Consider the following 25,997-nt stretch of genomic DNA (forward strand, 5'->3'; position numbering starts at 1 on the left):
CGTTTAAGCTCGTAAAAGCGATAGTGCTAAACTACAAATTTATAGCCGACTCCCTTTACGGTCTTAAACTTTTCATTGCCAATTTTTTCGCGCAGCTTTCGAATATGGACGTCAATTGTTCTACCTCCGACAACGACCTCATTCCCCCAAACATTATCCAAAATATCCTCGCGTGTAAATACTTTGCCAGGTTTTGAGGCTAATAAGGCTAGCAGCTCAAATTCTTTTCGCGGTAGCACCATTTCTTCGCTACCCAATTTGATTTTATATTCTTCGCGGTTGATTACGAGATTTCCAAGCTTAATTTTATCGACTTGCTCTTCCTCATCCTTCAACCGGCGTAACAACGCCTTCACCTTACTGATGAGCACTTTTGGGCGAATGGGTTTGGTAATATAATCGTCGGCACCTGCATCGAAACCAGCCACCTGCGAATAATCCTCGCCACGTGCCGTTAAAAAAGTAATGACGGTTTGTGATAGTTCGGGAATCTTTCGGAGTTTTTCACACGCTTCGATACCATCCATTTCAGGCATCATTACATCGAGTATAATGAGGTGTGGAGTATGTTTTCTAGCTTTTTTTATGGCTTCTGAACCGTTTTCAGCAGTAATTACATCATACCCTTCAGTAGAAAGATTGTAACCTACAATTTCTAAAATATCGGGTTCATCGTCAACTAGGAGAATACGCGTATTTTTTTTCTTCATAACCTCTAAAACTGATTAACGTGTTAAAGATAGCATTTCTTCATTTGTATAGCTTAGGTGGGCTTGAATTGTTAACGATTGCATAACATAAAACCTACACGGCTAAAGACGACGTCGCCATCGTATTATCTTAACGTTATACTAATCTTAAAAGCTACGGTCCATAGCTCACTCACTCATATAAATATGTATATTTGCACCACTAAATTTTATAATTAAAAATGATGAAAAAAATTACATTTCTTGTAACGATGTTACTTTCTGGTATCATGATGGGACAGGTGGTAATCAACGAGCTTGATGCTGACCAAACCAGTACCGATACGGGAGAATTTATTGAATTAAAATCAGACAACCCAAATCAATCCTTAGATGGTTTCGTTGTCGTATTGTATAACGGTAGCGATGACCAAAGTTATGCTGCGTACGATCTTGACGGTTTTACCACCGATGCTAATGGATTCTTATTGTTAGCAAACGATGGTTTTCCAGGACAGGATATTTCTTTAGGCGCAGATAACGGTTTACAGAACGGTGCTGACGCTGTGGCAATTTATCAAGCAGACGCAACTGATTTCCCAGAAGATACTCCAGTTACCGACGTAAACCTTATCGATGCTATCGTATATGGTACAGGTGATGCAGACGATCCTGAATTGCTTGCTGGTCTAAACCAAACTATTCAGTATGATGAAGATGCAAATGGAAACAAAGACACAGAATCTATCCAACGTGATGATACCGATGGTTTCTGTGTTGGACTTCCAACTCCAGATGCTGAAAATATAGATTGTAATGCTGTTTGTCCGTTAAGCGTAGCAGTTGAAAGCGTTACGTGTGATGCTGAAACAACTGGAACTGATACATATACAACTGTTTTGAGCTTCACAGGTGGTAACACTGAAACATATACGATTACAGCTACTGAAGGAACTATTGGTGGTGACGATCCATCATCTGTAGCATCTGGTGTTATTACTATCACTGGCGTTGATGAAGGAACTGATTTCGATTATGAAATTACAAGTGCTCTTTGCAACATTACGAATACAATTGTAGCTCCAACATGCGAGCCTGCTACCGAAGTTGGTTCTATCGCTGCACTACGTGCTGGAACAATCGGTGAAAGCTATACTTTAACAAGCGAAGCTATTCTTACATTCCAACGTATGGAGCGCAACCAAAAGTGGATCGAAGATGCTACTGCTGCTATCTTAATCGATGACGCTGCAGGAACCATTACTACTTCGTATGCTATTGGAGACGGGATCTCAGGAATTTCAGGTCAGTTAGGAGAATTTGGAGGCGTACTTCAATTCGTTCCGGATGCAGATCCAGGAGCTGCTACCTCTACTGGAAACGCAGTAAATCCTCAAGTATTGGATATCGATACATATGTTAACAATTTTGAAGACTATGAATCTGAATTAATCGCATTTGCAAATGTTGCGTATCCAATCGCTGACGGTACGGTTACTTATGAAGAAGATATGAATTATGACGTTACCGGCGCGACTGGGACTGTAATTCACAGAACGAACTTTGACAGTAACGATTGCGACTACATCGGTGCTGTAATTCCTCAAGGAAATCTAGAAGGAATTATTGCCTTGGCTGGTGAGTTTAATGGAACCCCTCAGGTATACGTTCGAAACTCAACTGATATCGACGTAAGTCTTGCTGTTGGGAACAATAGCCTAGATACTTTTGCCATCTTCCCTAATCCTACAAACGGTAACACTATCAATATCGTTTCACAAAATACAGGAGAAAAGCAAGTAGTTATCTTCGACGTTCTTGGAAAGCGAGTAATGGAAGCTACTATCAACGAGCAAATGAATGTTAGCGCGTTGAACAGCGGTGTGTACATTGTAAAGATTTCGCAAGGAAACGCAACTGTAACAAAGAAATTAGTTGTGAAGTAAGCTACTTCCAATATAATTCTATAAGCCCTTGCACCTCGCAAGGGCTTTTTTATTTCTATTTTTGAGGTATGAATACGGAGCTTCCCTTTTCACCTGCAGCGATTTTTGAGATAGATTCTTCTGAAGCCTTTGAATCCAAAGCGCTACAGGTTTTTTACTATCAATATGAAGCGGTTTCAGTCTACCGACAATTTTGTGATTTACTGAAAAAAACTCCTGCTTCGGTAAATGCGCTGGACGAAATCCCGTTTCTACCTATCGAATTCTTTAAATCGCATACCATCCTTTCAGAAAATGCTACAGTAGACATCACCTTCAGTAGTAGTGGTACAACTGGACAGCAAACCAGCAAACATCATGTAGCCGACCTTCAACTTTATGAAAAATCTTTCACCAAAGGGTTCGAACATTTCTTCGGTCCAGTAGATGACCTAACGATATTAGCGCTTTTACCATCGTACCTCGAACGTGAGGGCTCCTCCCTGATTTATATGGTGGACGCGCTGCTTCAGCAAAGCAAAAGTGCCGAAAGCAATTTTTACCTCAACGATACCGATACGCTAATCGACACTCTCCTAAGCCTTGAAACAACAGGAAGAAAAACGTTATTGTTAGGCGTTTCTTTCGCACTATTGGATTTGGTTGAAAAGCATTCGCTTTCCCTTCAACATACGAAGGTGATGGAGACCGGGGGAATGAAAGGCAGACGAAAGGAACTGATTCGCGAAGCGCTTCACCAAGAATTGAAAAAGGGATTCACTGTCGATAAGGTTTATGGTGAATATGGAATGACCGAATTGCTTTCGCAGGCCTATTCGATGGGAGACGGCCGTTTTTCATGTCCGCCGTGGATGAAAATACTAATTCGCAATACTGAAGACCCCTTTCAACTTCTCACTAATAAAACTGGAGGCATTAATGTAATCGATTTGGCGAATATTCATTCCTGCAGCTTTATCGCTACCCAAGACTTAGGAAAAGCTTATCAAAATGGCACTTTTGAAGTGTTAGGCCGCTTCGACAATAGCGATGTTAGAGGTTGTAATTTGTTGGTATTATAATCTTTAAAATTTAACGTTTTTTAACGCTAAACCCTGTAAGTAACAGTAGGTTACACCGTCTTACTAAACACCTGAAAAACCCCCGATATCTTCAGGGTAGATTTTTCATAATTGGTTGGTTAGTTAGTGTTGAAAGCTCCTCAAACGAGGGGCTTTCTCCTTTATACTACCTTGATGATATAGTAATTTTTCTTACCACGCTGTAACAATATAAACTGCCCATTGATAAGATCTTTTTCGGTAATGCTATAATCTTCCGTTACTTTCTCTTTGTTTACCGAAATGGAGTTCTGCTTCAAGGCACGACGGGCTTCCCCATTCGATGCTAGGAAATTTGTCTCAGCAGATAGGGCAGCAATCATATCCAAGCCATCTTTCAATCGATTGGAAGCTATTTCCGCCTGCGGCACTCCTTCAAATACATCCAAAAATGTTTGCTCATTCAAGGTTTTCAGGTCTTCGGACGTCGATTTTCCAAAAAGAATATCAGATGCTTTTTGAGCATTTTCAACCGCTTCAGCACCGTGAACCGTTGTTGTAACTTCTTCAGCCAATCGTTTCTGAAGCAGCCTTGCATGCGGTGCTTCCTGATGTTCAGAGACGAGTGCTTCAATAGTTTCGCGATCTAAGAAGGTAAAAATCTTGATATATTTTTCAGCATCCTCGTCACTTGAGTTCAACCAATACTGATAGAATTTATATGGCGAGGTTCGATTTGCATCCAACCAAACATTTCCACCTTCACTTTTACCAAACTTGCTACCATCGCTTTTCGTAATAAGCGGACAGGTAAGCGCGAAGCCTTTTCCGTTTCCGATACGTCGAATAAGCTCCGTTCCCGTGGTAATATTTCCCCATTGGTCGCTTCCCCCCATTTGCAAGGTACACTCATGGTTGTTATACAGATGAAGAAAATCATATCCCTGCACCAATTGATAGGTAAACTCGGTAAAGCTCATTCCATCATTGCTATCGCCGGTCAATCGACTTTTCACAGAATCCTTTGCCATCATGTAATTGACGGTGATGTGCTTTCCTACGTCTCGGATAAATCCTAAAAAGGAAAACTCCTTCATCCAATCGTAATTATTCACCATCACCGCTTCATTATCGGCACCCGATGAAAAATCCAAAAATTGGGACAATTGATTTTTAACGCACTCTTGGTTATGCCGAAGGGTTTCCTCATCCAATAAATTGCGCTCCGATGACTTTCCAGACGGATCGCCGATCATTCCGGTAGCACCCCCTACCAAGGCGTATGGTTTATGGCCGCTTCGTTGGAAAAAAGATAATAACATAATCGGAACGAGGTTTCCGATATGGAGTGAATCCGCCGTTGGATCGAAGCCAACATAAGCCGAACGCATCTGTTCCATCAAGTGTTCTTCGGTTCCAGGCATCGCATCGTGAACCATACCACGCCATTGTAATTCCTCCACAAAGTTTTTTACTTCCAAGACTGCAATTTTTAAAGGGTTTGGGCAAAGATAGCGTGCTCTTTTAAAATTGAAAAGAATAGTTCAAAAAACCCTATTTTTACGGATATGATTGTAGTTACTGGCGGTACTGGCTTAGTGGGAAGTCACTTGCTGTATTCCCTAATTCAAAAACACGGAAAGGTACGTGCGCTACACCGAAAGGATAGCGATCTAGAAGCCGTTCGAAAGGTTTTCTCCTATTATTCTGAAAACGCCAATCTTCTATTTGATAAAATTGAATGGATACCTGCTAATATTCTCGATATTCCAGCTTTAACAGAAGCATTGGACGGTGCTACCTATGTATATCATGCTGCTGCGTATGTAAGTTTCGATCCAAGCAATTACAAAAAACTAAAAAAAGCGAATGTTGAAGGCACCGCGAATATCGTCAATATTTGTCTAGAGAAAGGTGTGAAGAAACTCTGTTATGTCAGTTCCGTGGCCACTCTGGGCGCTGCTATTGAAGGGGCGCTAATAACTGAGGAAACGCACTGGAATCCAGAAGAAAAAAATAGCGTGTACGCTATTACAAAATACGGGGCCGAAATGGAGGTATGGCGCGGAACCCAAGAAGGACTTCCAGCGGTAATCGTAAATCCGGGGGTGATTTTGGGTGAAGGGTTTTGGCATTCTAGCAGTGGCGTTATCGTAAAAATGGCCTCAAAAGGTATCTCACGATATCCCTCTGGTAGTGTTGGTATCGTAGATGTGAAAGATGTGGTTCGGGTTATGACGAGGCTAATGGAAAGCGACATTGTAAACAACAGTTATATTCTGGTTGCTGAGAATATGTCGTATAAAAAACTACTCACAAAACTTTCAAAAGCATTAGGACAGTCACCGCCTAAAAGGCAAATACCTTATTGGTTACTATCGCTAGTATCAACCTTGGATGGTGTTTCGGCTTTCCTTTTCGGCACTAAGAGAAGACTACCCAAAGCTACCGTACGATCTCTTTATACGAAAAGTTTTTATGATGCTTCTAAAAGCAAAACCGATGTAGACTTTGAGTATACTCCAGTAGGTTCAACTATTGAAAGGGTTGCTGCTCAGTTTTTAGAAGAATCGACTTCCTGAGCCTGCGCTGGTGGCACAAGACGAGGTTTGTTCGTAGTTGTATCCAGTTCCTCAGACACTTCGTTGACGCTATCTTTATTTTTTCCTCGATAATTTCTAATTAAGGAATCAATTTCAACCTTTTGGGTATTCAACCGCTCATGCACTTCATCGAACATCGCTTCATAGATATCTAATTGTGAAGAATAATATCTATTGCTTTCATCATATTGAATACTATCTATAGAAAAGCGTCTGTAAAGGATGGAGTCTAACTGAATTCCATACGCACGAATGGCCCGATTATCGACACTCCTCGCCGCATTGCTTAAATAAGATTCCACATAAATATCAATCATCTTCTCCCTTGGGATAAGATTTTCAGGCTTTTCGGGCCTTTCAATATTCTGGCATCCTATAGCAAATAGCGCACTTCCCAAAAAAAGAATTACTCGAGTCATCTATCGATTAAAAGTTAGGCGTTCTCCTCTACTTCGAATCGGAAATTTACCATTCTCATAGGCCAAATTCCCATTAATAAAGGTATGGGTAATCCTTGAGGCAAAAGTTGTGCCTTCAAAAGGTGACCAGCCGCATTTAAACAAAATATTCCCTTCATTAACCGTCCATGGACTCTGTGGATCTATTAAGACTAAATCGGCCTTATAGCCTTTTCGGATATAACCTCTGTCCTTAATTTCAAACAAAATAGCAGGGTTATGAGCGGTCTTTTGAACAAGGGTTTCCATGGAAATCTTTCCTTTTTTATGCATTTCCATCAAGGCAGGTAACGCATGCTGTACTAACGGTCCGCCCGAAGGTGCTTTCGTGTACGGATTGTTTTTCTCTTCCTTGGTATGCGGTGCGTGGTCGGTGGCAATCACATCGATACGATCGTCGTTAAGAGCTTTCCAAAGCCCCTCGCGATCCTTTTCGGCCTTTACTGCAGGATTCCATTTTATACGACTTCCTTTCTTTTCATAGTCTTTGTCTGTAAACCATAGATGATGAATGCAAACCTCTGCGGTAATTTTCTTTTCTGAAAGTGGAATTTTATTGGTGAATAGCTTCGTCTCTTTTGCCGTAGAGAGGTGAAAAACATGGAGACGCGCTCCTGTTTTCTTCGCTAATTCGATGGCTTTTGAAGAAGAGATGTAACAGGCATCTTCACTTCTGATGATAGGGTGAAGCGACATCGGAATATCGTCGCCATATTCTTCCGTATATTTTTTCAGATTCTTTCGAATCGTGTCTTCATCTTCGCAATGTGCTGAAATAAGCAGCTTCGTTTTACTGAAGATGTTTTCGATTGTTTTTGGATCATCGACCAGCATATTTCCGGTAGAAGAGCCCAAGAAAAGCTTTAGACCAGCAACCTTTTGGGGATCTACTTTTAAGATTTCATCCAGATTGTCGTTAGTGCCTCCAAACATGAAGCTATAGTTTGCCCAGGACGTTTTTTTAGCGATCGCAAATTTGTCTTCCAACAACTCGATAGTAGTTGCTTGTGGAACGGTATTCGGCATTTCGATAAACGAAGTAATACCCCCTGCAACCGCTGCTTTCGATTCGGTTTCTATAGTGGCTTTGTGGGTAAGTCCCGGCTCCCTAAAATGAACCTGATCGTCGATCATTCCAGGGATTAAATACTGACCATCGGCATCAATTACCTTCGTGTCGGCCGATTTCACACTTATATTCTCTGCAATTTCAGCGATTCTGTCGCCTTCAATACAGACATCACCCCTAAATTGGGTGCCTTCATTTACAATCATTGCATTTTTGATTAATATCGTCATCTAATCAAATTTCATTAAAATTATTTTTTCCAAAGATACTTTTCAGCTTCATCTTTAGTACTCCAAAAATAGCTTCCGAAATAATACCGCCGCTCATTTTGGATTCTCCTCTTGTTCTATCGGTAAAGATTACGGGGACTTCGGTGATTTTAAAGTTGGCTAAATACGCTTTGAACTTCATTTCAATCTGAAACGCATAGCCTACGAATTGTATTTTGTCAAGATTGATTTTTTCTAGCACCTTCCTCCTATAACATACAAAACCGGCAGTTGTATCATAAATATCCATTCCGGTAATAAGCCGAACATACTTGGATGCTACCCATGACATCAAGACTCGGCTCATAGGCCAATTTACAACATTCACACCTTTCACATAGCGCGACCCGATACTCATATCAGCCTCGTCTCGATGACAAGCATTAAACAACCGGATAAGATCGTTAGGATTATGCGAAAAATCGGCATCCATTTCAAAAACATAGTCATACTCTCTTGCCAATGCCCACTTGAAACCAGCGATATACGCCGTTCCCAACCCTGCCTTTTCTTTTCTATTCAGAAGGAAAAGCGTATCCTTATATTCGGTCTGCAGATTGCGAACCGTCTCTGCTGTGCCATCGGGAGAGTTATCGTCTACGACTAAGATATCGAAGCTGCGTTGTAAGGCAAAAACATTCCGCAATAATCGCGCAATGTTCTCATTTTCATTATAAGTGGGTATTACCACGACTGCCTTAGGCATAAACGCTCTTTTTGCGCAAATGTACCGCTTTTTTGCTCAATTTCGCGAGCAGAACCTATTCGAAAAATTGGCTTTATCTGCACAAATTATACCTGTATCTTTGTTGCAAAACCCAAGGCGTGCAGTACCTTCCAAGACAAGTAGAATCGCAAGATAGCATCATATTACTCTGCATGATGTTCTTTTTGCTTTTGGTAGTCGCCAAATTGTTTTATCCAAGACGGTTCCAAGAGTTTATTGCGTTGGCAGTAAATGATAAATATTTTTTGGTTCAGGGACGTGACGACAATTTATGGCATCCCTTCAACATACTATTGTTTCTGGCCCAATGGATATCGGTCTCTCTGTTTCTATATTTAATCGTTAGTAAATGGGCACCGGAACGTGTAGCAACATCTCCTTATGTACTGCTTCAAATAGCCACAGCTTATGCCGTATTTGTAATGGTAAAGGCGCTATTGGAAAAGATTATTGGCGATGTGTTTTCCATATCCAATATTATTAATCGATATCTCTATCAAAAACTGACCTTACGAAGTCTGATTGCCATTTTCTTATTTATAGGAAATCTTATTTTCTATTTTATTTGGTCACCAACAGTAACCGGAATTGTTCTTTTTTCAGCAACCACCCTAGTGCTGTTGGGTATTTCGCTGTTTTACAGTTATAAAGGAAATAGTAATATGATTTCCAACAATTTGTTTTATTTTATTTTGTATCTTTGCGCACTTGAAATTTCACCGTACCTCATCCTCTATAAAGTAGTGATTTAGAACGTATGGTGATGCCTAAAACCATGATGTATGAAAGTGAAAACTATTTTAGTTTCCCAACCCGAACCGAAGGTGGAAAACTCTCCTTATTTTGACTTAATTGAAAGACAAAAGGTAAAAATAGATTTCATACCCTTTATTCATGTCGAAGGGGTTTCAAGTAAGGAAGTAAGAACTCAAAAAGTCGATTTATCGAAGCATACGGCTATCATTCTCACCAGCCGAAATGCAGTAGATCATTTCTTCCGAATCGCCAAGGAAATGCGTTTTAACGTACCAGACTCGATGAAGTATTTTTGTCAGAGTGAAGCTGTGGCGTATTACCTCCAAAAATACGTCGTATACCGTAAGCGAAAGATATACGTAGGAAAGCGAACTTTTCAGGAATTGATTCCACTTATAAAAAAGTATAAAAACGAAAAGTTCCTATTGCCTTCCTCCGATAAGTTAAAGCCTATCGTACCTGAGTTACTTGATGAACTAAAAATTGAATGGAAGCAAGCAGTTTTTTATAGAACGGTTGTAAGCGACCTTTCCGACTTACGGGATGTGTATTATGACATTTTAGTGTTTTTTAGTCCGAGTGGTATCATCTCCTTATTGGAGAATTTCCCAGATTTCAAGCAAAACGATACACGCATAGCGGTATTTGGAAACACGACCGTAAAGGCTGCGACCGATAACGGATTGCGAGTGGACATTAAGGCACCTACGCCAGAAAATCCTTCTATGACTATGGCGTTGGAAAACTACATCAAACAGGTGAATAAGAAGTAGTTTCTTTTCTTAACTTAATAGCATAAAAAAAGCGGGCTGATAATCAGCCCGCTTTTTTTTATAAGTATTTAACTTTGATTATCCTTCCAAGGGAGCACCCGACATAATTTCGTCGTTCGCGTATTCTTCAAATTTCTTGAAGTTATCCTTGAATGAAGAAGCCAATTCCTTCGCCTGAATATCGTAGGCTTTTTTGTTTTTCCACGTTTCTTTCGGGTTCAATACTTCCGAAGGCACATTAGGAACCGACTGTGGTACGTTCAGTCCAAAAATCGGATGCTGTTCATAATTAGCATCTTCCAATTCGCCATTCAATGCAGCTGTAATCATAGCCCGCGTATACTTCAGTTTCATTCTGCTTCCTATACCGTGCGGACCACCTGTCCAACCCGTGTTTATCAACCATACATTTACACCAGATGCTTTCATCTTGGCACTTAACATTTCAGCGTATTTCGTTGGATGAAGCGGCATAAAAGGCGCTCCAAAGCACGCTGAGAAACTCGGTACGGGCTCGTCAATTCCTGCTTCTGTCCCAGCTACCTTCGCCGTATAACCACTGATAAAATGGTAGGCTGCCTGTCCTGGTGTTAGCTTTGAAATAGGAGGCAACACACCAAAAGCATCGGCAGTTAGGAAAAAGATGTTCTTAGGATTTTTTCCTATTGAAGGTTGCTGAATATTATTGATATGGTATATAGGATAGCTAACTCTGGTATTTTGTGTAATACTGGTATCGGCAAAATCTACTTCCCCATTTTCATCCATGATGACATTCTCTAGAATAGCACCAGGTTTAATAGCATTGTAGATATCTGGTTCATTTTCTTCTGAAAGGTTGATGACTTTTGCATAACAACCTCCTTCAAAGTTGAAGATCGTGTCTTCTGCAGTCCAACCGTGCTCATCGTCACCGATTAATTTACGATTAGGATCGGCGGAAAGTGTCGTTTTTCCCGTTCCTGAAAGTCCAAAAAAGATCGCGGTTTCACCATCCTCGCCAACATTTGCCGAGCAGTGCATTGGCAAGGTATTCTTATCTACCGGTAGTATAAAGTTCAATGCAGAGAAAATTCCCTTTTTTATTTCACCTGTATATCCCGTTCCACCGATAAGTGCAATTTTTTTGGCAAAGTTTAGAATTGCAAAATTATGTTTGCGCGTTCCATCTACTTCAGGATCGGCCATAAAGCCGGGTGCATTCACCACTAGCCATTCTGGATCGAACCCCTCCAATTCCTCTTCCGCGGGTCGTAAAAACATATTATGGGCAAACATATTGCTCCATGGATATTCATTAATTACACGAATGTTCAAACGGTAATTATCGTCGGCACAGGCATAACTGTCCCGTACGTAAATTTCTTTTTCCGATAAATAATCGGTTACCTTGTCATACAAATCATCGAACATTTTTGTGGGGAAAGGAATGTTGATGTTGCCCCACCATACCTTATCACGGGTAATATCGTCCTTTACAATAAAGCGGTCCTTGGGGGAACGACCGGTAAACTCGCCGGTATTCACCGCTAAAGCGCCACTGGAAGCTTCTTTGCCCTGGCCCTTTTGGATAGTTTCATTGTGGAGTTCTTGTGAGGAGAGTTGGTATTTTGCTTTCGCGTTTTTGATTCCGTATTTTTCTAACGAAATCGTTTTCGTAGTTTGGTTACTATCTACCATAACGTAGTTTAATTGTTGTGGACTGCAAAAATAAGAATTCTGAAACAGAAAGCCCTTAAAGCAAAGTCGTTTTGTTTTTACTTTAACGAATACAAGCCCCAAGCTAGCCGAAACCAGCCTATTATTAAGAGGCTACCTCCTATTGGGGTAATGGGGCCTAAGAATGAAACGGTAAAGGAGACTACATCCTGAAGTGCTAAAAGATAAATTGAACCAGAAAATAAGAGCACTCCTAGCAGAAATAATCGAAATACCCATTTTTGGGTTGCTTCTGAGATACCGGTAACCATTCCCAAAAACAATAAGGCGAAAACATGGTACATCTGATAACGAACGCCCGTTTCAAAACTGCTAACGGCAGTATCGTCTACCAGTTTTTTTAGTCCGTGTGCTCCAAAGGCGCCAATTATGACAGTAATCGCTCCTAAAATTGCTGCCGTGACGAGTATTTTTTTCTGAATTTGAGTCATAGGTTCCAAAGGCATTTTAGTATTTTCGTTTTCATAACAAACGACTACAAAATTACTAAATTCCATACATGCGAAATATTTTAATAATCGGCGCTGGGCGTTCGGCTAGTAGCTTGATTCACTATTTATTAGACAAGTCCGAAGCAGAAGAATTATTTCTAACCATCGGCGACATCAATCTTCAAAATGCACAAAAACTGAGTGGCGATCATCCCAATTCGAGAGCTATTATGCTCGATATCTTTAATGATCCGGAACGAAGGGAGGCTGTCGAAGCAGCCGACTTGGTAATTAGTATGTTACCAGCTCGATACCACATTAACGTGGCAAAAGATTGCTTGGAGTTCGGAAAGCATATGGTAACCGCTTCGTATGTAAGCGATGAAATGCAATCGTTGAATGCCAAGGCAACTTCCAAAGGACTGGTGTTTATGAATGAAATCGGCCTAGACCCTGGTATCGATCACATGAGTGCTATGCAAGTTATTGATAGAATTCGCGATAACGGTGGAAAAATGTTGTTGTTTGAATCCTTTACAGGTGGCTTGGTCGCTCCTGAAAGCGATGACAATCTCTGGCATTATAAATTTACTTGGAATCCACGAAATGTTGTCGTGGCTGGACAGGGAGGCGCTGCGGAATTCATTCAGGAAGGAACCTATAAATACATTCCCTACCATCGTTTGTTCAGAAGAACGGAATTTTTGGAAATTGAAGGACACGGTCGTTTTGAAGGCTACGCAAACCGAAATTCCTTAAAATATCGAAGCATTTATGGCTTGGAAGATGTTTTGACTTTATACCGTGGAACGATTCGTCGCGTAGGGTTCAGCAAAGCATGGAATATGTTTGTACAGCTTGGAATGACAGATGATGGCTACACTATCCCGGATTCTGAAAACTTAAGCTATCGCGAATTTGTAAATCTGTTTCTCCCCTATTCACCTACCGATTCGGTTGAACTCAAGATGCGCCATAACCTAAAGATCGACCAGGACGATTTGATGTGGGGGAAATTGGAAGAGCTCGATATCTTCAACCCAAACAAAAAAATCGGCATCAAGGATGCCACGCCTGCGCAAGCCCTTCAAAAAATTCTGGAGGACAAATGGACCTTGCAACCCGATGATAAGGACATGATTGTGATGTATCACAAATTTGGATACGAACTCGATGGTAAGAAAAAACAAATCGATAGCAATATGGTCATTATCGGAGAAGACCAAACACATACTGCGATGGCAAAAACCGTTGGACTTCCTGTTGCCATGGCTGCTTTAAAGATTTTAAATGAAGAAATTACGACCCCTGGGGTTCAGATTCCTATTTCGAAAGAAGTGTACGAGCCCATACTTGAAGAATTAAAGGGTCACGGTATTTCGTTTAAGGAGCATTTCACCGAATACCTGGGTTATAATCCTGATAATGTGCAGGGGTAAAACAATAAAAAAATGTCACGCTTCGACAGGCTCAGCGTGACATTTTCTATATTCTATTCAATAATTAATCTCTTCCGCCCAAAAAGATACTGACGAAATATAAAAGCGTCGCCAATGAACCAAGCGCGGCAACTACGTACGTACGTGCTGCCCATTTTAAGGCATCTTTGGCGCCGTCATGTTCTTGTTGGGTGACCATATTTTCTCTTTCTAACCAGGCTAATGCACGTTTACTGGCATCGAACTCCACTGGTAAAGTAATAAAGGCGAAAGCCGTCGTAACAGCGAATAGCAGGATTCCGATCAAGAAAATCGTATTTCCGATAGCACTTCCGGTGGCGAACAAAATAAGTCCCGCCATGATCACAAAGTTTGATAGCTTACTGGCCACACCTACCGCCGGTACGATGGCAGATCGCATTTTCAACCAACTGTAAGCCGTAGCATGCTGTACCGCGTGTCCAACCTCGTGGGCCGCTACCGCAGCCGCTGCAGCATTTCGCTCCATGTAGACAGGTTCACTTAGGTTGACGGTCTTTTTTGCCGGATTATAATGGTCGGTTAATTGACCTTGGGTCGAAATGACCTGCACATCGGTAATACCGTTGTCAGCTAACATTTTTTCAGCGATTTCCTTACCGCTCATTCCATTTTGCAAGTGTACTTTCGAGTACTTCTTAAACTTACTTTTCAACTTGTTGCTCACATACATGCTCACCAAAAAGATGATACCTGCGAGTATATAATATCCAATCATTTAATTATTTTTTTTATTTAGGTCTCGACTGCCTGTCCGCTTTCAGGTGGACGGTCGACTTCTATATTGAAGATCCAAAACAGTCATAAATTTTCAAACTAAAGATAGCAAACCCCGTGCAAGTTTTTTAATCGCCCGCCATTTTTGAGAAATTATTAAGAATTTAGTTGACTGAAGACTCTTTCTTATCCGACGATATTCACGATTTTACCTGGTACTACGATTACTCTTTTAGGCGTTCTGCCTTCCAAGTATTGTTCTGTTTTTTCGTGTGCCATTACGGCAGCTTCGATATCATCCTTGCTCATATCCAATGGTAATTCCATCGTAAAGCGCATTTTCCCGTTAAAGGAAATTGGATATTCCTTACTGCTTTCCACCAAATGCTTTTCTTCAAACTTCGGAAATGCCACTTTAGAAATACTGCCATTATGGCCCAACTTCTCCCAAAGCTCCTCGGCAATATGCGGAGCATAGGGTGATATGAGGATAGCCAAGGGTTCTAAAATTTCACGCTGATTACAATTCTGGGCTGAAAGTTCGTTCACTGCAATCATAAAAGTTGAAACAGAAGTATTGAAACTGAAGTTCTCGATATCTTCTTCTACCTTTTTAATCGTTTTATGAAGCGTTTTTAAACTTTCTTTATCTGCCGCGTCATCTGAAACCTGAAAGCTTCCGTTTTCACCACCGTGGTACAATTTCCACAGTTTTTTCAGAAAACTATGCACGCCCGTTATCCCAGCAGTATTCCATGGTTTCGCCTGTTCGATAGGTCCGAGGAACATTTCATACATACGAAGGGTATCAGCACCATATTGTTCGCAGATATCATCAGGATTTACGACGTTATACTTCGACTTCGACATTTTTTCGACTTCGCGAGTCACTTTGAAGGTCCCATCCTTTTCGGTAATGAATTCAGCATTGCTAAATTCTGAACGCCACTTTTTAAAACCCTCAATATCAAGCTCATTATTATTAATAACGTAAGATATATCTGAATAGCTATGTACCTGATTATTCATATTGATGTCTCTCACATTCTTTCTTTCCTTTATTCTTTTTAAATTCATTTGAATATAAGAAAAAGCGTCTTCAAATTCTTGAACCCCTGGTTTACTGAATTTATTATTTGCTTTTTCTGCCAAACTACTTGATACGAAAACTTCAAAAGGCTCTGTAGAAGAATTTTCATCTCGAACTACAGCTGAAACTTTTTGAACAAAGGCACTTTCACCCAAAATCATTCCTTGGTTGATCAGCTTCTTAAATGGTTCATCAACCGGAAGCACCTTTCGATCGTACAAGAATTTAGTCCAAAAGCGACTGTACAACAAGTGACCGGTAGCGTGTTCGCTTCCACCCAAATACAGATCGACATTCTGCCAGTACCGTAAGGCTTCTTCACCTGCTAACTGCTCTTCATTGTTAGGATCCATATAACGGAACAGATAACAGCTACTTCCCGCCCAACCCGGCATAGTATTCAACTCCAACGGAAACACCTTTTCATCATCTATCTTGCTATTCTCGACCACTTCATTCTTTTCGGTATCCCACGCCCATTTGTCGGCGCGGCCCAATGGTGGCTGACCGTCTTCCGTAGGAAGATAGGCCGAAACCTCGGGTAAGGTCAATGGAAGGTGCTTCGCATCGATCAATTGCGGCAATCCGTTTTTATAATAGACCGGGAAGGGTTCACCCCAATAACGCTGACGCGAAAACACGGCATCCCGTAGACGGTAATTAATTTTTCCTTTTCCAGCACCTTGTTGCTCCAAGGCTTCAATGGCTTTATTAACGGCTTCGTTATAGGATAGTCCGTTGAGGAAATCGCTATTCATTAACGGTGTGCTATCCTTATCAGCATAGGCTTCCTCGGAAATATCAACACCTTCAAAAATATCGGGAATCGGAATATCGAAATGCCTTGCAAAATCATGGTCACGCTGATCACCTGCCGGAACGGCCATTACAGCACCTGTTCCGTAGCTTGCCAACACGTAATCGCCAATCCAAATCGGAATCGGTTCCTTGGTGAAGGGATGTTCGGCGTAGGCGCCGGTAAACTCCCCTGAAATGGTCTTTACATCGGCCATACGCTCGCGCTCACTTCGCTTGGCGGTAGCCTCGACATAGGCTTCAATTTTTTCCTTTTGGGCATCGGTGGTAATTTTAGAAACCAGCGGATGTTCGGGCGCCAGGGTCATAAAGCTAACTCCGAAAATGGTATCGGGCCTTGTGGTAAACACTTCGATTGATGCATCATAATCCTTTACGTTGAAAGTGACGCTCGCGCCTTCGCTTCTACCGATCCAGTTGGTTTGGGAGTCCTTCAACGGCTGGGGCCAGTCGATTTTATCAAGTCCGTCCAACAAGCGTTGCGCATAAGCCGTAATGCGCATGCTCCATTGCTTCATCTTTTTACGAACCACAGGATGGCCGCCACGTTCGGAAACGCCATTTACAATTTCATCATTCGCCAAAACCGTTCCGAGGGCTGGACACCAGTTCACCTCTGTTTCAGCTAGATAAGTAAGTCTATATTGTAAAAGTATTTGTTGTTTTTCCTCTTCTGAAAAGCCGTTCCATTCTTCCGAAGAAAAATCAGATACTTCAGCATCGCAAGCGGCATTCACCGATGTATTGCCTTCCGAAGAAAAAATGGAAATCAATTCTGAAATCGGTCGCGCTTTATCGGCATTGTAATCGTACCAACTTTCGAAAAGCTGCATAAAAATCCATTGCGTCCACCGGTAATACTTCGGACTGCTTGTTCGCACCTCACGGTTCCAATCGAATGAAAATCCAATCGTATCCAGCTGCTGACGATAGCGCGCAATATTTTCCTTGGTCGTTTTTCGCGGATGCTGACCGGTTTGAATGGCATATTGCTCGGCTGGCAGCCCAAAGCTGTCGTATCCCATCGGGTGAAGCACATTAAACCCTTTGTGACGTTTGTATCGTGCATAGATGTCGCTAGCGATATATCCCAACGGGTGACCAACGTGAAGGCCTGCTCCCGAAGGATAGGGGAACATGTCTAACACATAATATTTCGGTTTTTCGCTTTCGTTCTGGGCAGCGAAGGTATTGTGCTCGGCCCAGTACTGTTGCCACTTCTTTTCTATGGAATTGAATTCGTATTTGCTCATGGGTGCCATTTGAAAGCGCAAATTTACAGCTATTGTGTGAAAGGGGAAAGGGAATTGGTTGTCAGTCGGTAGTCGGGAGTTTCGAAGAAGCAGAGAAACAAAGTATAAAAGATGCAAAGGAGCAAAAGGATATAGAATTAAGAATTATGAGTTATGAGTTGCAAAGGAGTAGAGAGACAAAGTATCAAAGAAGCAAAGAGTTAAGAGTATTGATGCGAAGCTATGAATAACCTTTGACTTCTACCGACAATTGACCAATGACTATCGACTATTATGAGTTCAGAGTTGCAAAGGAGCAGAGAAACAAAGTATCAAAGAGTATTGACGCTAATCTAAATTCAACAAATAACTATTAACCCCCTACAGCCAAAGGCCAACTGCCAACAGACTTGCTATTTGTGATTTGTGATTTGTGATTTGTGATTTAAGCTATAACAAATACAACTCGTTTAAAATAATCACCCCACCCGCTACGTTTCGAATAGGAATTGTATTTTTACGCATCAAATAATCCTTTATGGCCTCATCTTTTGAAAAGTATCAAAAACGCCGGTTGATCTCCTCGTATTTTTCGGTGGTGATCAGTATTTCGCTAGTCCTATTCCTGTTAGGATTACTCGGATTATTGGTGTTGAATACCAAAAAAGTGGCCGATCATTTTAAAGAGAAAATCGCATTGACGGTCTACTTAAAAGATACCGCCAAGCAAGTTGAAATCGAACAATTACAGCAAAGTCTAGCATTAGCAGAATACACAAAAACCGCAACTTTTATCAGTAAGGAACAGGCCGCCGAAGAGCATAGCGAAACTATAGGTGAAAACTTTATGGAGTTTTTGGGTGAAAACCCGCTTCAGAATAGCATCGATGTCTATTTGCTAGCCGATTATGTCTCTCCTGCCCAATTGGAGGAAATTACCAATGAAATTATGACCAAGGGCTTTGTTGATGAAGTGGTGTACGATAAACCCTTAATTGCCTTGTTGAACGACAACGTAAAAAAAATAAGCCTTTGGGTGCTCATCATCAGTAGTGTCTTTTTATTTATTGCCGTTTTACTCATAAACAGCTCCATCCGACTATCGGTGTATGCCAAACGATTTACCATCAAAACCATGCAGATGGTAGGCGCTACCAAGCGCTTTATTCGAAAGCCTTTTATCTGGAAGAGTATGAAGTTGGGAATGATTGGTGCCGTGGTTGCCCTAATTGGAATGGGACTGGTATTGTATTACTTGAACAAAAGTTTCCCCGAACTTCAACTATTGGAAGATCAACTATTACTCATCGGTTTGTTTGTTGGCGTATTCTTGATTGGAATTTTAATCTCTTGGTTAAGTACCTTTTTCGCTACTCAGCGCTTTCTCAACCTTCGTACCGACGAATTATACTATTAAACCCGTATCTTTGACCACAAAATAGCGCATTATGGGCGAACAGAAACGTAGAGAAGAAGCCAAAGAGAACCAGACGTTTATCTTCGAACGAAAGAACTATATCTTTATGCTTATCGGTATTGCCTTTATCGCATTGGGCTTCATTTTGATGATGGGAGGCGGAAGTGATGACCCAAATGTATTCAACCCAGAAATTTATAGCTGGCGACGTATTCGTTTAGCACCTGCCCTTATCTTGATTGGCTTCGGAATTGAGGTCTATGCTATTTTATTGAATCCCCATAAGAACAATTCATGAGTAGTTGGGACGCCATTTTATTGGGCATCATCCAAGGTTTCACTGAATTTCTTCCTGTGTCATCAAGCGGTCACTTAGAGTTGGGAAAAGCAATTCTTGGCGATACTTCTGTACCTGAAGAAAGTTTACTATTCACCGTCGTGCTTCACTTTGCAACCGCTTTGAGCACAATAGTGGTATTCCGAAAGGATATTGTTACCATCATTGGTGGTCTGCTTCAATTTAAGTGGAACGAGGAAACGCAATTCGTGTTTAAAATTGGGATTTCCATGCTTCCCGCAGCTATTATCGGTCTTCTATTTGAAGAACAATTGGAAGCCTTATTCGGGGGCGATGTCGCCTTTGTAGGAGCGATGCTTATCATTACCGCTATTCTTCTGTTCCTAGCCGACAGAAGTCGAAACACAGGAAAGCCCGTAACCTATTTTGATGCCTTTATTATAGGAGTTTCACAAGCAGTTGCCATGTTACCGGGTATTTCACGAAGCGGCGCTACCATTTCAACCTCCGTATTGTTAGGAAACGATAAGGGAAAAGCAGCACGTTTTTCGTTTTTGATGGTTGTTCCGCTAATCTTTGGAAAAATTGCAAAAGACATTCTTAGCGGTGATCTTTCTACCGAATCGACCAACTTCACTGTTTTAAGCTTAGGCTTTATCGCTGCCTTTATCTGTGGCCTAATTGCCTGTACATGGATGATTTCCCTGGTGAAGAAAAGCAAGCTTCGCTATTTCTCGATTTATTGCATAATTGTTGGACTTCTGGCGATCATCCTTAGTTTTGTGTAAATGGATGTAGAAGACTACAAAAACGGTCAGGTAATCTTAATCGACAAGCCCTTGGATTGGACTTCCTTTCAAGTGGTGAACAAAGTGAGATGGCTGATCAAAAAGAAGTTTGACCTGAAGAAAATCAAGGTCGGTCATGCCGGAACCCTAGATCCTCTTGCAACTGGATTACTGATTCTTTGTACGGGAAAATTCACCAAAAAAATTGAAACCTTCCAAGCACAGGAAAAAGAATATACCGGAACGATTACCTTGGGCGCTACGACGCCCAGCTACGACCTCGAAACGGAAATAGATGAGGAGTTCGATATTTCGGATATTTCAAAAGCTGACATTCATGAGGCTACCAAGCAGTTTTTAGGTGAAATAAAACAAAAACCACCTGTTTTTTCTGCGGTGAAGAAAGATGGCAAACGCCTGTACGAGTACGCCCGAAAAGGCAAAGAGGTAGAAGTTCCCACACGCATCGTGACGATTTCGGAATTCGAGATTACTGATATTGATGGTGCCGATGTTTTCTTTCGAGTGAAGTGTAGCAAAGGGACTTATATCCGTTCGTTAGCACATGATTTTGGTAAGGCATTGAATAACGGCGCGCATCTTTCAGCATTGCGACGGACAAAAATTGGCGATTTTTCAGTTGAAGACGCTACCACTATTGAAGTATTGGAACGTGAACTTCAGCGTTAAACCCACTACAAGATTTCGTTAAAAACACCCTGCAAACGTGTATTTTAGCCCAAAAATTCAGTTATTAGCATCGTGAATTTCAATTATTCATATCGCGCCTTCTTAATTACCAGTCTTCTTTTTGGTATTCTTTTCCTCGGACTATACAGTTTGAAGTTAGGCTCTGTCGACGTACCAGAGGAACCGAAATATGATGTTGAATACATCGCTGAAGAACTTCAACCAACACCTAAAGAAGAAATTGAAATGCCCGAAATGGCTCGGGTTGAAACCAATCGTGCCTACAACGAAGCGGAACGCTATATCTCCAATTTAGAAAGCCAGCGCGAAACTCCCGAAGAAACCACGGAAGAAAAGCTAAAGGCAATCGATGATGCCATTTCTTCTTCTAATAATTGGAATCCGCTAGGAAAAAATACAGCGAAACGAGAAAAACAAGAAGAAAAAAACAACGCTGCTAAGATGCCTGCAGCAGAAACTACAGCAGCCAAAGGAGCAAACCGGAATACTACTATCAGCTACCGATTGGTGGGACGGTCGGCTTTGGACTTGCCCAATCCCGTGTATACCTGTGAAGGTTTTGGAAAGGTTGTCATAAATATCAAAGTCGACGAACGTGGAAGAGTCATCAGCACCGATTATAACGAAAGCGCCTCTACCACTACCAATGGGTGTTTGATCGACAGCGCAAAGGAGTATGCTGTTCAGGCTATTTTTTCGACTAAAGCTGGGAAAAAACAACAGTTGGGAACCATTTCTTACAATTTTCCAGGACAGTATTAGTAGCAGAAGATTAATAGTTAATAGGATATCTTTAATAATCTACACCTCTCTAAACCTGCCCTCAAGTGGAGACTTTAAAGTTTCGTATCTTTTGAGAAAAAATTTATTATGGGTAAAATCCGGTGTTCATGGTGTGGCGACGATCCTTTGTACATAGCCTATCACGATAAGGAATGGGGCGTTCCGGTTCGGGACGATGCTACCTTATTCGAGTTTTTGGTGTTGGAAACCTTTCAAGCAGGTTTAAGTTGGATTACCATTCTTCGGAAACGGGAGAATTTTAGAAAGGCTTTCGATGATTTCAACTACAAAAAAATTGCTGGATATAGTGAAGACAAGCTTTCAGAATTGCTTCAAAATGAAGGTATCATTCGAAACAAGTTGAAGGTAAAATCCACCGTTACCAACGCGCAAAATTTCATGAAAATTCAAGAAGAATTTGGAAGTTTTAGCGCTTATATTTGGTCCTTTGTTGAAGGCAAACCGATTCAAAATTCGTTTGAGAGTATGAAAGAAGTGCCAGCAAATACTAAAGTCAGCGATGCCATAAGCAAGGATATGAAGAAGCGCGGTTTCAAATTTGTCGGAAGTACCGTAATTTATGCCCACATGCAAGCCACTGGTATGGTAAACGATCATATAACTGATTGTTTTCGCTACGAAGAAGTAAAAAAATTAACATGAAACAATTCATTATTCTTAGCATAATGCTGTTACCGATTCTCCTGCTCTCACAAGAAAAACAGGAAAAGGAAGAACGCGTAAAGGAACAGGATTTCCCTGTAGCAGCACTTTTATTTTTGGATACTGATTCTAATGACTATCGAAGACTTCGCTATTATTATGAAACCGATGGCGAACTTGAAAGCTACGAGGCGAAGTTTAAAAAGGATGGCGAATGGTTTAGTGTGGAGTTTAATACAGAAGGTCAACTTCAGGATATTGAAGTTACTACCGATTGGGAAGACCTTCCCAAATCCTTTCAGCAAAGCCTCGAAAACTATATGCAATCGAATTACGAGCGTTGGAAATTCGAGAAATTTCAACGTCAATTTTTACCACAAGAAAACAATACTGATTTATTGAAAAGTGTCCTTAGCAATCCATTGACCGTTTCACCTTTCAACATCGAGTTAATTGTGGCCACTAAAAACGATGGAAAACTTCAAAAATTCGAATTGTTGTTTACTTCCGAAGGACAATTTCTACAAAAACGAAAAGTGATACGTCGCTCCTATGGATTCCTATTATTCTAAACATTTTTATTGGGTTTTGGCGGTAACCTTCCTTCCTTTCCTGGCAATGGCTCAGGGCACTGCAGTCCTGTGGGAACCAGAGGCAGAACTCGACCTTGACCTCAGCAATCGTTGGTCGATGAACTTCGGAACCGATTACCGAGTAGGACTATCGGAACAACTCGGAGAAGCAGGGATTCAATATGTTCCTATCCATTTATCTTTTTCACAGAATACCACGTATGAAATAGGGTTCTATGGAAAGGTGAGTGCAGGTATTATGTACCGGTTTAATACTATTGGTCCGGTTGATGAAGCCAATGAATTGCGGACGCTTCAGCAATATAGTTACGGCAAGCAATACAACAGTATCCGCCTGGTACATAGAGTGCGAAGTGAACAGCGCATCAAAAGTACGGGAACGGCACATCGATTCCGCTATCGGCTATCGATTGATTTACCCTTGAACGGGGAACAATTGAATGCCAAGGAATTTTACTTTGCCGCAAGTGTGGAGAGTTTGTTGACAGTAGCTTCCAGAGACACACCTGAATGGGATCAGCGCATTACGGCAGGACTCGGACGTGAGCTTACAAGTAAGACACGGCTGCAACTTGACGTACAATATCGCTTCGATGACTACTTCAACGCAGGAGGTCAACGCGTCTTCTTTACGACCGGAGTGCAGTATTCGCTTTAATCAATTTCTGAAATAGAAGCGACTGTTTCTTTGGACCGGGAAGCTTTTAAGGCTTTCAACGTTTGTTTATACCGATATTGTAAGGTTTTATCGGTAACCTCTTCCGAAGCAAACAGTTTTTCGAACCATTTCTTGGCTTTGGCATATTCACTTTTGAAGTAATAAGCATTTGCCAATTCCTTGTAAATAAATGGAGTTCCATATCCTTCCTCTTCTACTTGTTCATAGACTTTTACCACGTCAACATGTTTATTGACATCGGTTTTGGAAATCGTAGTTTCTTGTGCAGAAATCGTCAGGGAGGCGAAGCCGAAACCGACTAACGCGAGGGCTTTTAGGGATTTCATAAATAGGGAATAAGGGGTTACAGCATGCTAATGTAAGAATTTTCTTGTTAATAATTGAAATTCAAACTCTTAAATGTTGCAACGGGTTTGTTACTTCTTCAAAAAAACAAAACCCGCGACAAAAATCTATCACGAGTTCTGTTAAAATTTAACCAAAAATGGATTACTTCACTAAAAGCTTTTTGGTTACAGATCCAAAGTTTCCTTTAAAAGTTACAAATAAAGTCCCTTGCCATGCGGCGTTCAAGGTAAGTGTTAGCGTTCCATTTGCTTCAACCTTTTCAGTAAAGAGTTGCTGACCTAAAATTGAATGCAGCGTAACTTCCAAAGGACCTTCTATATTGCCCAATTCAAAACGTACAACATCGGTTGCAGGATTTGGATACGGTCCAACGATATTTTGTGCGGCCCAATCGGAAGTTGCAAGTGATGCCACATTTATGGTCCAATACCCATCAGGAGCCACAATAGGTCGCGTCAAACTTTTTCCGGAATTGGCCTCTGCCCAAATGTAATATTCAACATCAACTTCCTCTGAGGGAAGGGTAAGGTCTGCTGTCCACATATCATCTCCTGCCGCGCTCATTGCAACTTCAGTATACTCCGTAGCACCTGTTTCACGCCAAAAAAGACTTGCTTGTGAAACTCCGCTGTTATGTCTAATCATTGCTTCTACGGGAATTGTGCTACCTGCATTGCCTTCCTCGATATCGTCATGAACAATCCATAATGGGTCGGCTACCCCAACCGTATGCGTTATACAGTGAATAGCGCCCAAGGAACCAATAAGAGGCTCTTCCGATTCATCCACGTCGATTCCAACAATATTATATCCTGGCAGCAATTCCTGTAGCTGTGCGATAGCTGGCCCATCTACCTCCGGACGGTAAATAGGTAATAATACTGTTCCGTTTACAAAAGTCATATTTGTATAGGTTCGATACCATCCTCCATTATCAGGATAGTTTCCGGAAGTGCTCGGTGGTGCCGGAATACGTTCAATTTGATACGGTTTCCCAAAAGCAGATTGAAAATTATCCAACACATACTGTATGTTTTCTTCAATTTGTGGCCCATCGGCAACGCCCTCGGGATATTCACTTACCAATAGTGTTTCTTCATCCAACAATTTCATGTGCATATCGATATGGTGAATTCCATCAAACGGAAGCGTTTCCATTTTGATGTAACGATCTAGCCCCATGTAGGCATTCATAATAGCATCGACTTCTACTTCAGTTTTGGAACTAACACCATACGGGTTTCCAGCTTCATTTTCTTCCAACACCAATTCTGAGGCAAAACCAGTTCCTAATCCATCGCTCATATAATTACCCCCAGTATTCACAAGATCATTTGTACCCGAATCCGTGCTGTAAAAAGGGATTCCAATATAACTTGCAATCGCAGATGGGATAACATCGTCGTCGGGACGTGGACGGTTGTAAATCCAATCTGTTATGGCACGCTGGCCTATATCGTTCTGATAAATGGTATTGGGACCATAATCGCGAATCCAAATGCTATTCGTTTCCTCATCCATAAAAATCACATTATCTAGGGAAACGCCATTCGAAGTTAGGTAATTAGAAACATTCGTTTCGTTCTCCGTAATTACGATAACCTTACACTCTTCCACACCTGCTGCAACTATTTGTCGTAAAATATTAGGATATCCTGGATTCCAACTTACCATAAGGTATTCGATTTCCTCCCACTCAGCTGCCGCCCGAACCGGCATGGATGGTGGTGGCGTTAAACGTGTACTGGTAAATTGATACTCTGAAACCAAGCCTTTTTCGGCGATGGTCATCCCCTTTGGCAAAACTTGAGGTTCTTGTGCCTGAAGGGCAAAAACGTTTACTAAAAAAACGAAAACTAGGGAATAGCGTAGGTATTGCATCATATTTCAAATTTGAGTCACGA

At 41.3% G+C, this 25,997-nt stretch carries 25 protein-coding genes; 14 read left to right on the top strand and 11 right to left on the bottom strand.

The window, feature by feature from the left end; genetic code table 11:
• Positions 1 to 26 precede the first annotated feature (26 nt).
• The gene (locus tag I4Q58_RS05540) at positions 27 to 710 is read right to left on the bottom strand and encodes a response regulator transcription factor (protein WP_203294653.1); all 684 of its coding nucleotides are present in this window, start codon (positions 708 to 710) and stop codon (positions 27 to 29) included.
• 221 nt (positions 711 to 931) lie between these two features.
• Here I4Q58_RS05540 and I4Q58_RS05545 point away from each other — a divergent pair, with 221 nt between their 5' ends.
• Positions 932 to 2,635 (top strand): T9SS type A sorting domain-containing protein, encoded by a 1,704-nt coding sequence (locus I4Q58_RS05545; protein WP_203294655.1) that lies wholly within the window; start codon positions 932 to 934, stop codon positions 2,633 to 2,635.
• A gap of 68 nt (positions 2,636 to 2,703) precedes the next feature.
• A complete protein-coding gene (locus I4Q58_RS05550) occupies positions 2,704 to 3,696 on the top strand; it encodes a LuxE/PaaK family acyltransferase (protein ID WP_203294658.1) in 993 nt (330 codons plus the stop codon).
• Positions 3,697 to 3,857: 161 nt separating this feature from the next.
• Here the strand turns inward: I4Q58_RS05550 and tyrS are convergent, their stop codons facing one another.
• Positions 3,858 to 5,156 (bottom strand): tyrosine--tRNA ligase, encoded by a 1,299-nt coding sequence (gene tyrS / locus I4Q58_RS05555; protein WP_203294660.1) that lies wholly within the window; start codon positions 5,154 to 5,156, stop codon positions 3,858 to 3,860.
• An 87-nt stretch (positions 5,157 to 5,243) separates the two neighbouring features.
• Between tyrS and I4Q58_RS05560 the strand changes: the two genes are divergently transcribed.
• Positions 5,244 to 6,257, top strand: a complete 1,014-nt coding sequence (locus tag I4Q58_RS05560; protein ID WP_203294661.1) for an NAD-dependent epimerase/dehydratase family protein — start codon at positions 5,244 to 5,246, stop codon at positions 6,255 to 6,257.
• Here the strand turns inward: I4Q58_RS05560 and I4Q58_RS05565 are convergent.
• The 3 genes from I4Q58_RS05565 to I4Q58_RS05575 are packed head-to-tail and all read right to left on the bottom strand — an operon-like array spanning position 6,230 to position 8,780.
• Positions 6,230 to 6,697, bottom strand: coding sequence for a DUF4296 domain-containing protein (locus I4Q58_RS05565; protein WP_203294663.1), 468 nt, complete (start codon positions 6,695 to 6,697; stop codon positions 6,230 to 6,232). The two genes, I4Q58_RS05560 and I4Q58_RS05565, sit on opposite strands and share 28 nt — an antisense overlap.
• Entirely contained in the window at positions 6,698 to 8,035 is a 1,338-nt protein-coding gene (locus I4Q58_RS05570) for a dihydroorotase (protein ID WP_203294665.1), read from the bottom strand.
• 4 nt (positions 8,036 to 8,039) lie between these two features.
• On the bottom strand, positions 8,040 to 8,780 hold the full coding sequence (locus tag I4Q58_RS05575; RefSeq protein WP_203294667.1) for a polyprenol monophosphomannose synthase: 741 nt from the start codon (positions 8,778 to 8,780) through the stop codon (positions 8,040 to 8,042).
• Positions 8,781 to 8,899: 119 nt separating this feature from the next.
• Between I4Q58_RS05575 and I4Q58_RS05580 the strand changes: the two genes are divergently transcribed.
• Both I4Q58_RS05580 and I4Q58_RS05585 read left to right on the top strand, forming a co-directional pair.
• The gene (locus I4Q58_RS05580) at positions 8,900 to 9,553 is read left to right on the top strand and encodes a DUF4271 domain-containing protein (protein ID WP_203294669.1); all 654 of its coding nucleotides are present in this window, start codon (positions 8,900 to 8,902) and stop codon (positions 9,551 to 9,553) included.
• Between the two features lie 30 nt (positions 9,554 to 9,583).
• Complete coding sequence (locus I4Q58_RS05585) at positions 9,584 to 10,330, top strand: uroporphyrinogen-III synthase (protein ID WP_203294671.1); 747 nt, start codon at positions 9,584 to 9,586, stop codon at positions 10,328 to 10,330.
• 78 nt (positions 10,331 to 10,408) lie between these two features.
• Here the strand turns inward: I4Q58_RS05585 and pckA are convergent, their stop codons facing one another.
• Complete coding sequence (gene pckA / locus I4Q58_RS05590; protein ID WP_203294673.1) at positions 10,409 to 12,010, bottom strand: phosphoenolpyruvate carboxykinase (ATP); 1,602 nt, start codon at positions 12,008 to 12,010, stop codon at positions 10,409 to 10,411.
• A 77-nt stretch (positions 12,011 to 12,087) separates the two neighbouring features.
• Positions 12,088 to 12,546 carry a DUF423 domain-containing protein gene (locus I4Q58_RS05595; RefSeq protein WP_394369323.1) on the bottom strand — a complete coding sequence of 153 codons (459 nt, stop codon included), beginning with the start codon at positions 12,544 to 12,546 and terminating at the stop codon, positions 12,088 to 12,090.
• Positions 12,547 to 12,548: 2 nt separating this feature from the next.
• Between I4Q58_RS05595 and I4Q58_RS05600 the strand changes: the two genes are divergently transcribed.
• On the top strand, positions 12,549 to 13,919 hold the full coding sequence (locus tag I4Q58_RS05600; protein ID WP_203294675.1) for a saccharopine dehydrogenase family protein: 1,371 nt from the start codon (positions 12,549 to 12,551) through the stop codon (positions 13,917 to 13,919).
• A 64-nt stretch (positions 13,920 to 13,983) separates the two neighbouring features.
• Here I4Q58_RS05600 and I4Q58_RS05605 read toward each other — a convergent pair whose 3' ends face one another.
• Both I4Q58_RS05605 and I4Q58_RS05610 read right to left on the bottom strand, forming a co-directional pair.
• Complete coding sequence (locus I4Q58_RS05605; protein WP_203294677.1) at positions 13,984 to 14,676, bottom strand: zinc metallopeptidase; 693 nt, start codon at positions 14,674 to 14,676, stop codon at positions 13,984 to 13,986.
• A 185-nt stretch (positions 14,677 to 14,861) separates the two neighbouring features.
• Entirely contained in the window at positions 14,862 to 17,834 is a 2,973-nt protein-coding gene (locus I4Q58_RS05610; RefSeq protein ID WP_203294679.1) for a leucine--tRNA ligase, read from the bottom strand.
• 517 nt (positions 17,835 to 18,351) lie between these two features.
• Here I4Q58_RS05610 and I4Q58_RS05615 point away from each other — a divergent pair.
• From I4Q58_RS05615 to I4Q58_RS05650, 8 genes are all read left to right on the top strand, one after another.
• Positions 18,352 to 19,230: a cell division protein FtsX gene (locus tag I4Q58_RS05615; RefSeq protein WP_203294681.1), complete on the top strand. Its 879-nt coding sequence runs from the start codon at positions 18,352 to 18,354 to the stop codon at positions 19,228 to 19,230.
• Between the two features lie 31 nt (positions 19,231 to 19,261).
• Entirely contained in the window at positions 19,262 to 19,528 is a 267-nt protein-coding gene (locus I4Q58_RS05620) for a DUF3098 domain-containing protein (protein ID WP_203294683.1), read from the top strand.
• A complete protein-coding gene (locus I4Q58_RS05625) occupies positions 19,525 to 20,316 on the top strand; it encodes an undecaprenyl-diphosphate phosphatase (protein ID WP_203294685.1) in 792 nt (263 codons plus the stop codon). The genes I4Q58_RS05620 and I4Q58_RS05625 overlap by 4 nt, the downstream gene beginning before the upstream one ends.
• Positions 20,317 to 21,006 carry a tRNA pseudouridine(55) synthase TruB gene (gene truB, locus I4Q58_RS05630; RefSeq protein ID WP_203294687.1) on the top strand — a complete coding sequence of 230 codons (690 nt, stop codon included), beginning with the start codon at positions 20,317 to 20,319 and terminating at the stop codon, positions 21,004 to 21,006. It abuts the gene before it with no gap.
• A 72-nt stretch (positions 21,007 to 21,078) separates the two neighbouring features.
• Positions 21,079 to 21,789: a hypothetical protein gene (locus I4Q58_RS05635; protein WP_203294689.1), complete on the top strand. Its 711-nt coding sequence runs from the start codon at positions 21,079 to 21,081 to the stop codon at positions 21,787 to 21,789.
• A 108-nt stretch (positions 21,790 to 21,897) separates the two neighbouring features.
• Positions 21,898 to 22,473 carry a DNA-3-methyladenine glycosylase I gene (locus I4Q58_RS05640; RefSeq protein ID WP_203294691.1) on the top strand — a complete coding sequence of 192 codons (576 nt, stop codon included), beginning with the start codon at positions 21,898 to 21,900 and terminating at the stop codon, positions 22,471 to 22,473.
• On the top strand, positions 22,470 to 23,045 hold the full coding sequence (locus tag I4Q58_RS05645) for a hypothetical protein (RefSeq protein WP_203294693.1): 576 nt from the start codon (positions 22,470 to 22,472) through the stop codon (positions 23,043 to 23,045). The genes I4Q58_RS05640 and I4Q58_RS05645 overlap by 4 nt, the downstream gene beginning before the upstream one ends.
• Complete coding sequence (locus I4Q58_RS05650; protein ID WP_203294695.1) at positions 23,026 to 23,724, top strand: DUF2490 domain-containing protein; 699 nt, start codon at positions 23,026 to 23,028, stop codon at positions 23,722 to 23,724. The genes I4Q58_RS05645 and I4Q58_RS05650 overlap by 20 nt, the downstream gene beginning before the upstream one ends.
• On the opposite strand, the gene I4Q58_RS05655 is transcribed toward I4Q58_RS05650, so the two are convergent.
• Entirely contained in the window at positions 23,721 to 24,071 is a 351-nt protein-coding gene (locus I4Q58_RS05655) for a hypothetical protein (protein WP_203294697.1), read from the bottom strand. The genes I4Q58_RS05650 and I4Q58_RS05655 overlap by 4 nt on opposite strands.
• Positions 24,072 to 24,234: 163 nt before the next feature.
• On the bottom strand, positions 24,235 to 25,977 hold the full coding sequence (locus tag I4Q58_RS05660; protein ID WP_203294699.1) for an agmatine deiminase family protein: 1,743 nt from the start codon (positions 25,975 to 25,977) through the stop codon (positions 24,235 to 24,237).
• Between the last annotated feature and the right edge of the window lie 20 nt (positions 25,978 to 25,997).

Source organism: Luteirhabdus pelagi, assembly GCF_016827595.1.
GTDB lineage: Bacteria > Bacteroidota > Bacteroidia > Flavobacteriales > Flavobacteriaceae > Luteirhabdus > Luteirhabdus pelagi.

Excerpts from the sequence above, each read along its gene's own strand:
- I4Q58_RS05540 (WP_203294653.1), bottom strand. The coding sequence starts at position 710 with ATGAAGAAAAAAAATACGCGTATTCTCCTAGTTGACGATGAACCCGAT.
- I4Q58_RS05545 (WP_203294655.1), top strand. The coding sequence starts at position 932 with ATGATGAAAAAAATTACATTTCTTGTAACGATGTTACTTTCTGGTATC.
- I4Q58_RS05550 (WP_203294658.1), top strand. The coding sequence starts at position 2,704 with ATGAATACGGAGCTTCCCTTTTCACCTGCAGCGATTTTTGAGATAGAT.
- I4Q58_RS05560 (WP_203294661.1), top strand. The coding sequence starts at position 5,244 with ATGATTGTAGTTACTGGCGGTACTGGCTTAGTGGGAAGTCACTTGCTG.
- I4Q58_RS05565 (WP_203294663.1), bottom strand. The coding sequence starts at position 6,697 with ATGACTCGAGTAATTCTTTTTTTGGGAAGTGCGCTATTTGCTATAGGA.
- I4Q58_RS05570 (WP_203294665.1), bottom strand. The coding sequence starts at position 8,035 with ATGACGATATTAATCAAAAATGCAATGATTGTAAATGAAGGCACCCAA.
- I4Q58_RS05575 (WP_203294667.1), bottom strand. The coding sequence starts at position 8,780 with ATGCCTAAGGCAGTCGTGGTAATACCCACTTATAATGAAAATGAGAAC.
- I4Q58_RS05585 (WP_203294671.1), top strand. The coding sequence starts at position 9,584 with ATGAAAGTGAAAACTATTTTAGTTTCCCAACCCGAACCGAAGGTGGAA.
- pckA (WP_203294673.1), bottom strand. The coding sequence starts at position 12,010 with ATGGTAGATAGTAACCAAACTACGAAAACGATTTCGTTAGAAAAATAC.
- I4Q58_RS05595 (WP_394369323.1), bottom strand. The coding sequence starts at position 12,546 with ATGGAATTTAGTAATTTTGTAGTCGTTTGTTATGAAAACGAAAATACT.
- I4Q58_RS05600 (WP_203294675.1), top strand. The coding sequence starts at position 12,549 with ATGCGAAATATTTTAATAATCGGCGCTGGGCGTTCGGCTAGTAGCTTG.
- I4Q58_RS05605 (WP_203294677.1), bottom strand. The coding sequence starts at position 14,676 with ATGATTGGATATTATATACTCGCAGGTATCATCTTTTTGGTGAGCATG.
- I4Q58_RS05610 (WP_203294679.1), bottom strand. The coding sequence starts at position 17,834 with ATGAGCAAATACGAATTCAATTCCATAGAAAAGAAGTGGCAACAGTAC.
- I4Q58_RS05615 (WP_203294681.1), top strand. The coding sequence starts at position 18,352 with ATGGCCTCATCTTTTGAAAAGTATCAAAAACGCCGGTTGATCTCCTCG.
- I4Q58_RS05620 (WP_203294683.1), top strand. The coding sequence starts at position 19,262 with ATGGGCGAACAGAAACGTAGAGAAGAAGCCAAAGAGAACCAGACGTTT.
- I4Q58_RS05625 (WP_203294685.1), top strand. The coding sequence starts at position 19,525 with ATGAGTAGTTGGGACGCCATTTTATTGGGCATCATCCAAGGTTTCACT.
- truB (WP_203294687.1), top strand. The coding sequence starts at position 20,317 with ATGGATGTAGAAGACTACAAAAACGGTCAGGTAATCTTAATCGACAAG.
- I4Q58_RS05640 (WP_203294691.1), top strand. The coding sequence starts at position 21,898 with ATGGGTAAAATCCGGTGTTCATGGTGTGGCGACGATCCTTTGTACATA.
- I4Q58_RS05645 (WP_203294693.1), top strand. The coding sequence starts at position 22,470 with ATGAAACAATTCATTATTCTTAGCATAATGCTGTTACCGATTCTCCTG.
- I4Q58_RS05650 (WP_203294695.1), top strand. The coding sequence starts at position 23,026 with ATGGATTCCTATTATTCTAAACATTTTTATTGGGTTTTGGCGGTAACC.
- I4Q58_RS05655 (WP_203294697.1), bottom strand. The coding sequence starts at position 24,071 with ATGAAATCCCTAAAAGCCCTCGCGTTAGTCGGTTTCGGCTTCGCCTCC.
- I4Q58_RS05660 (WP_203294699.1), bottom strand. The coding sequence starts at position 25,977 with ATGATGCAATACCTACGCTATTCCCTAGTTTTCGTTTTTTTAGTAAAC.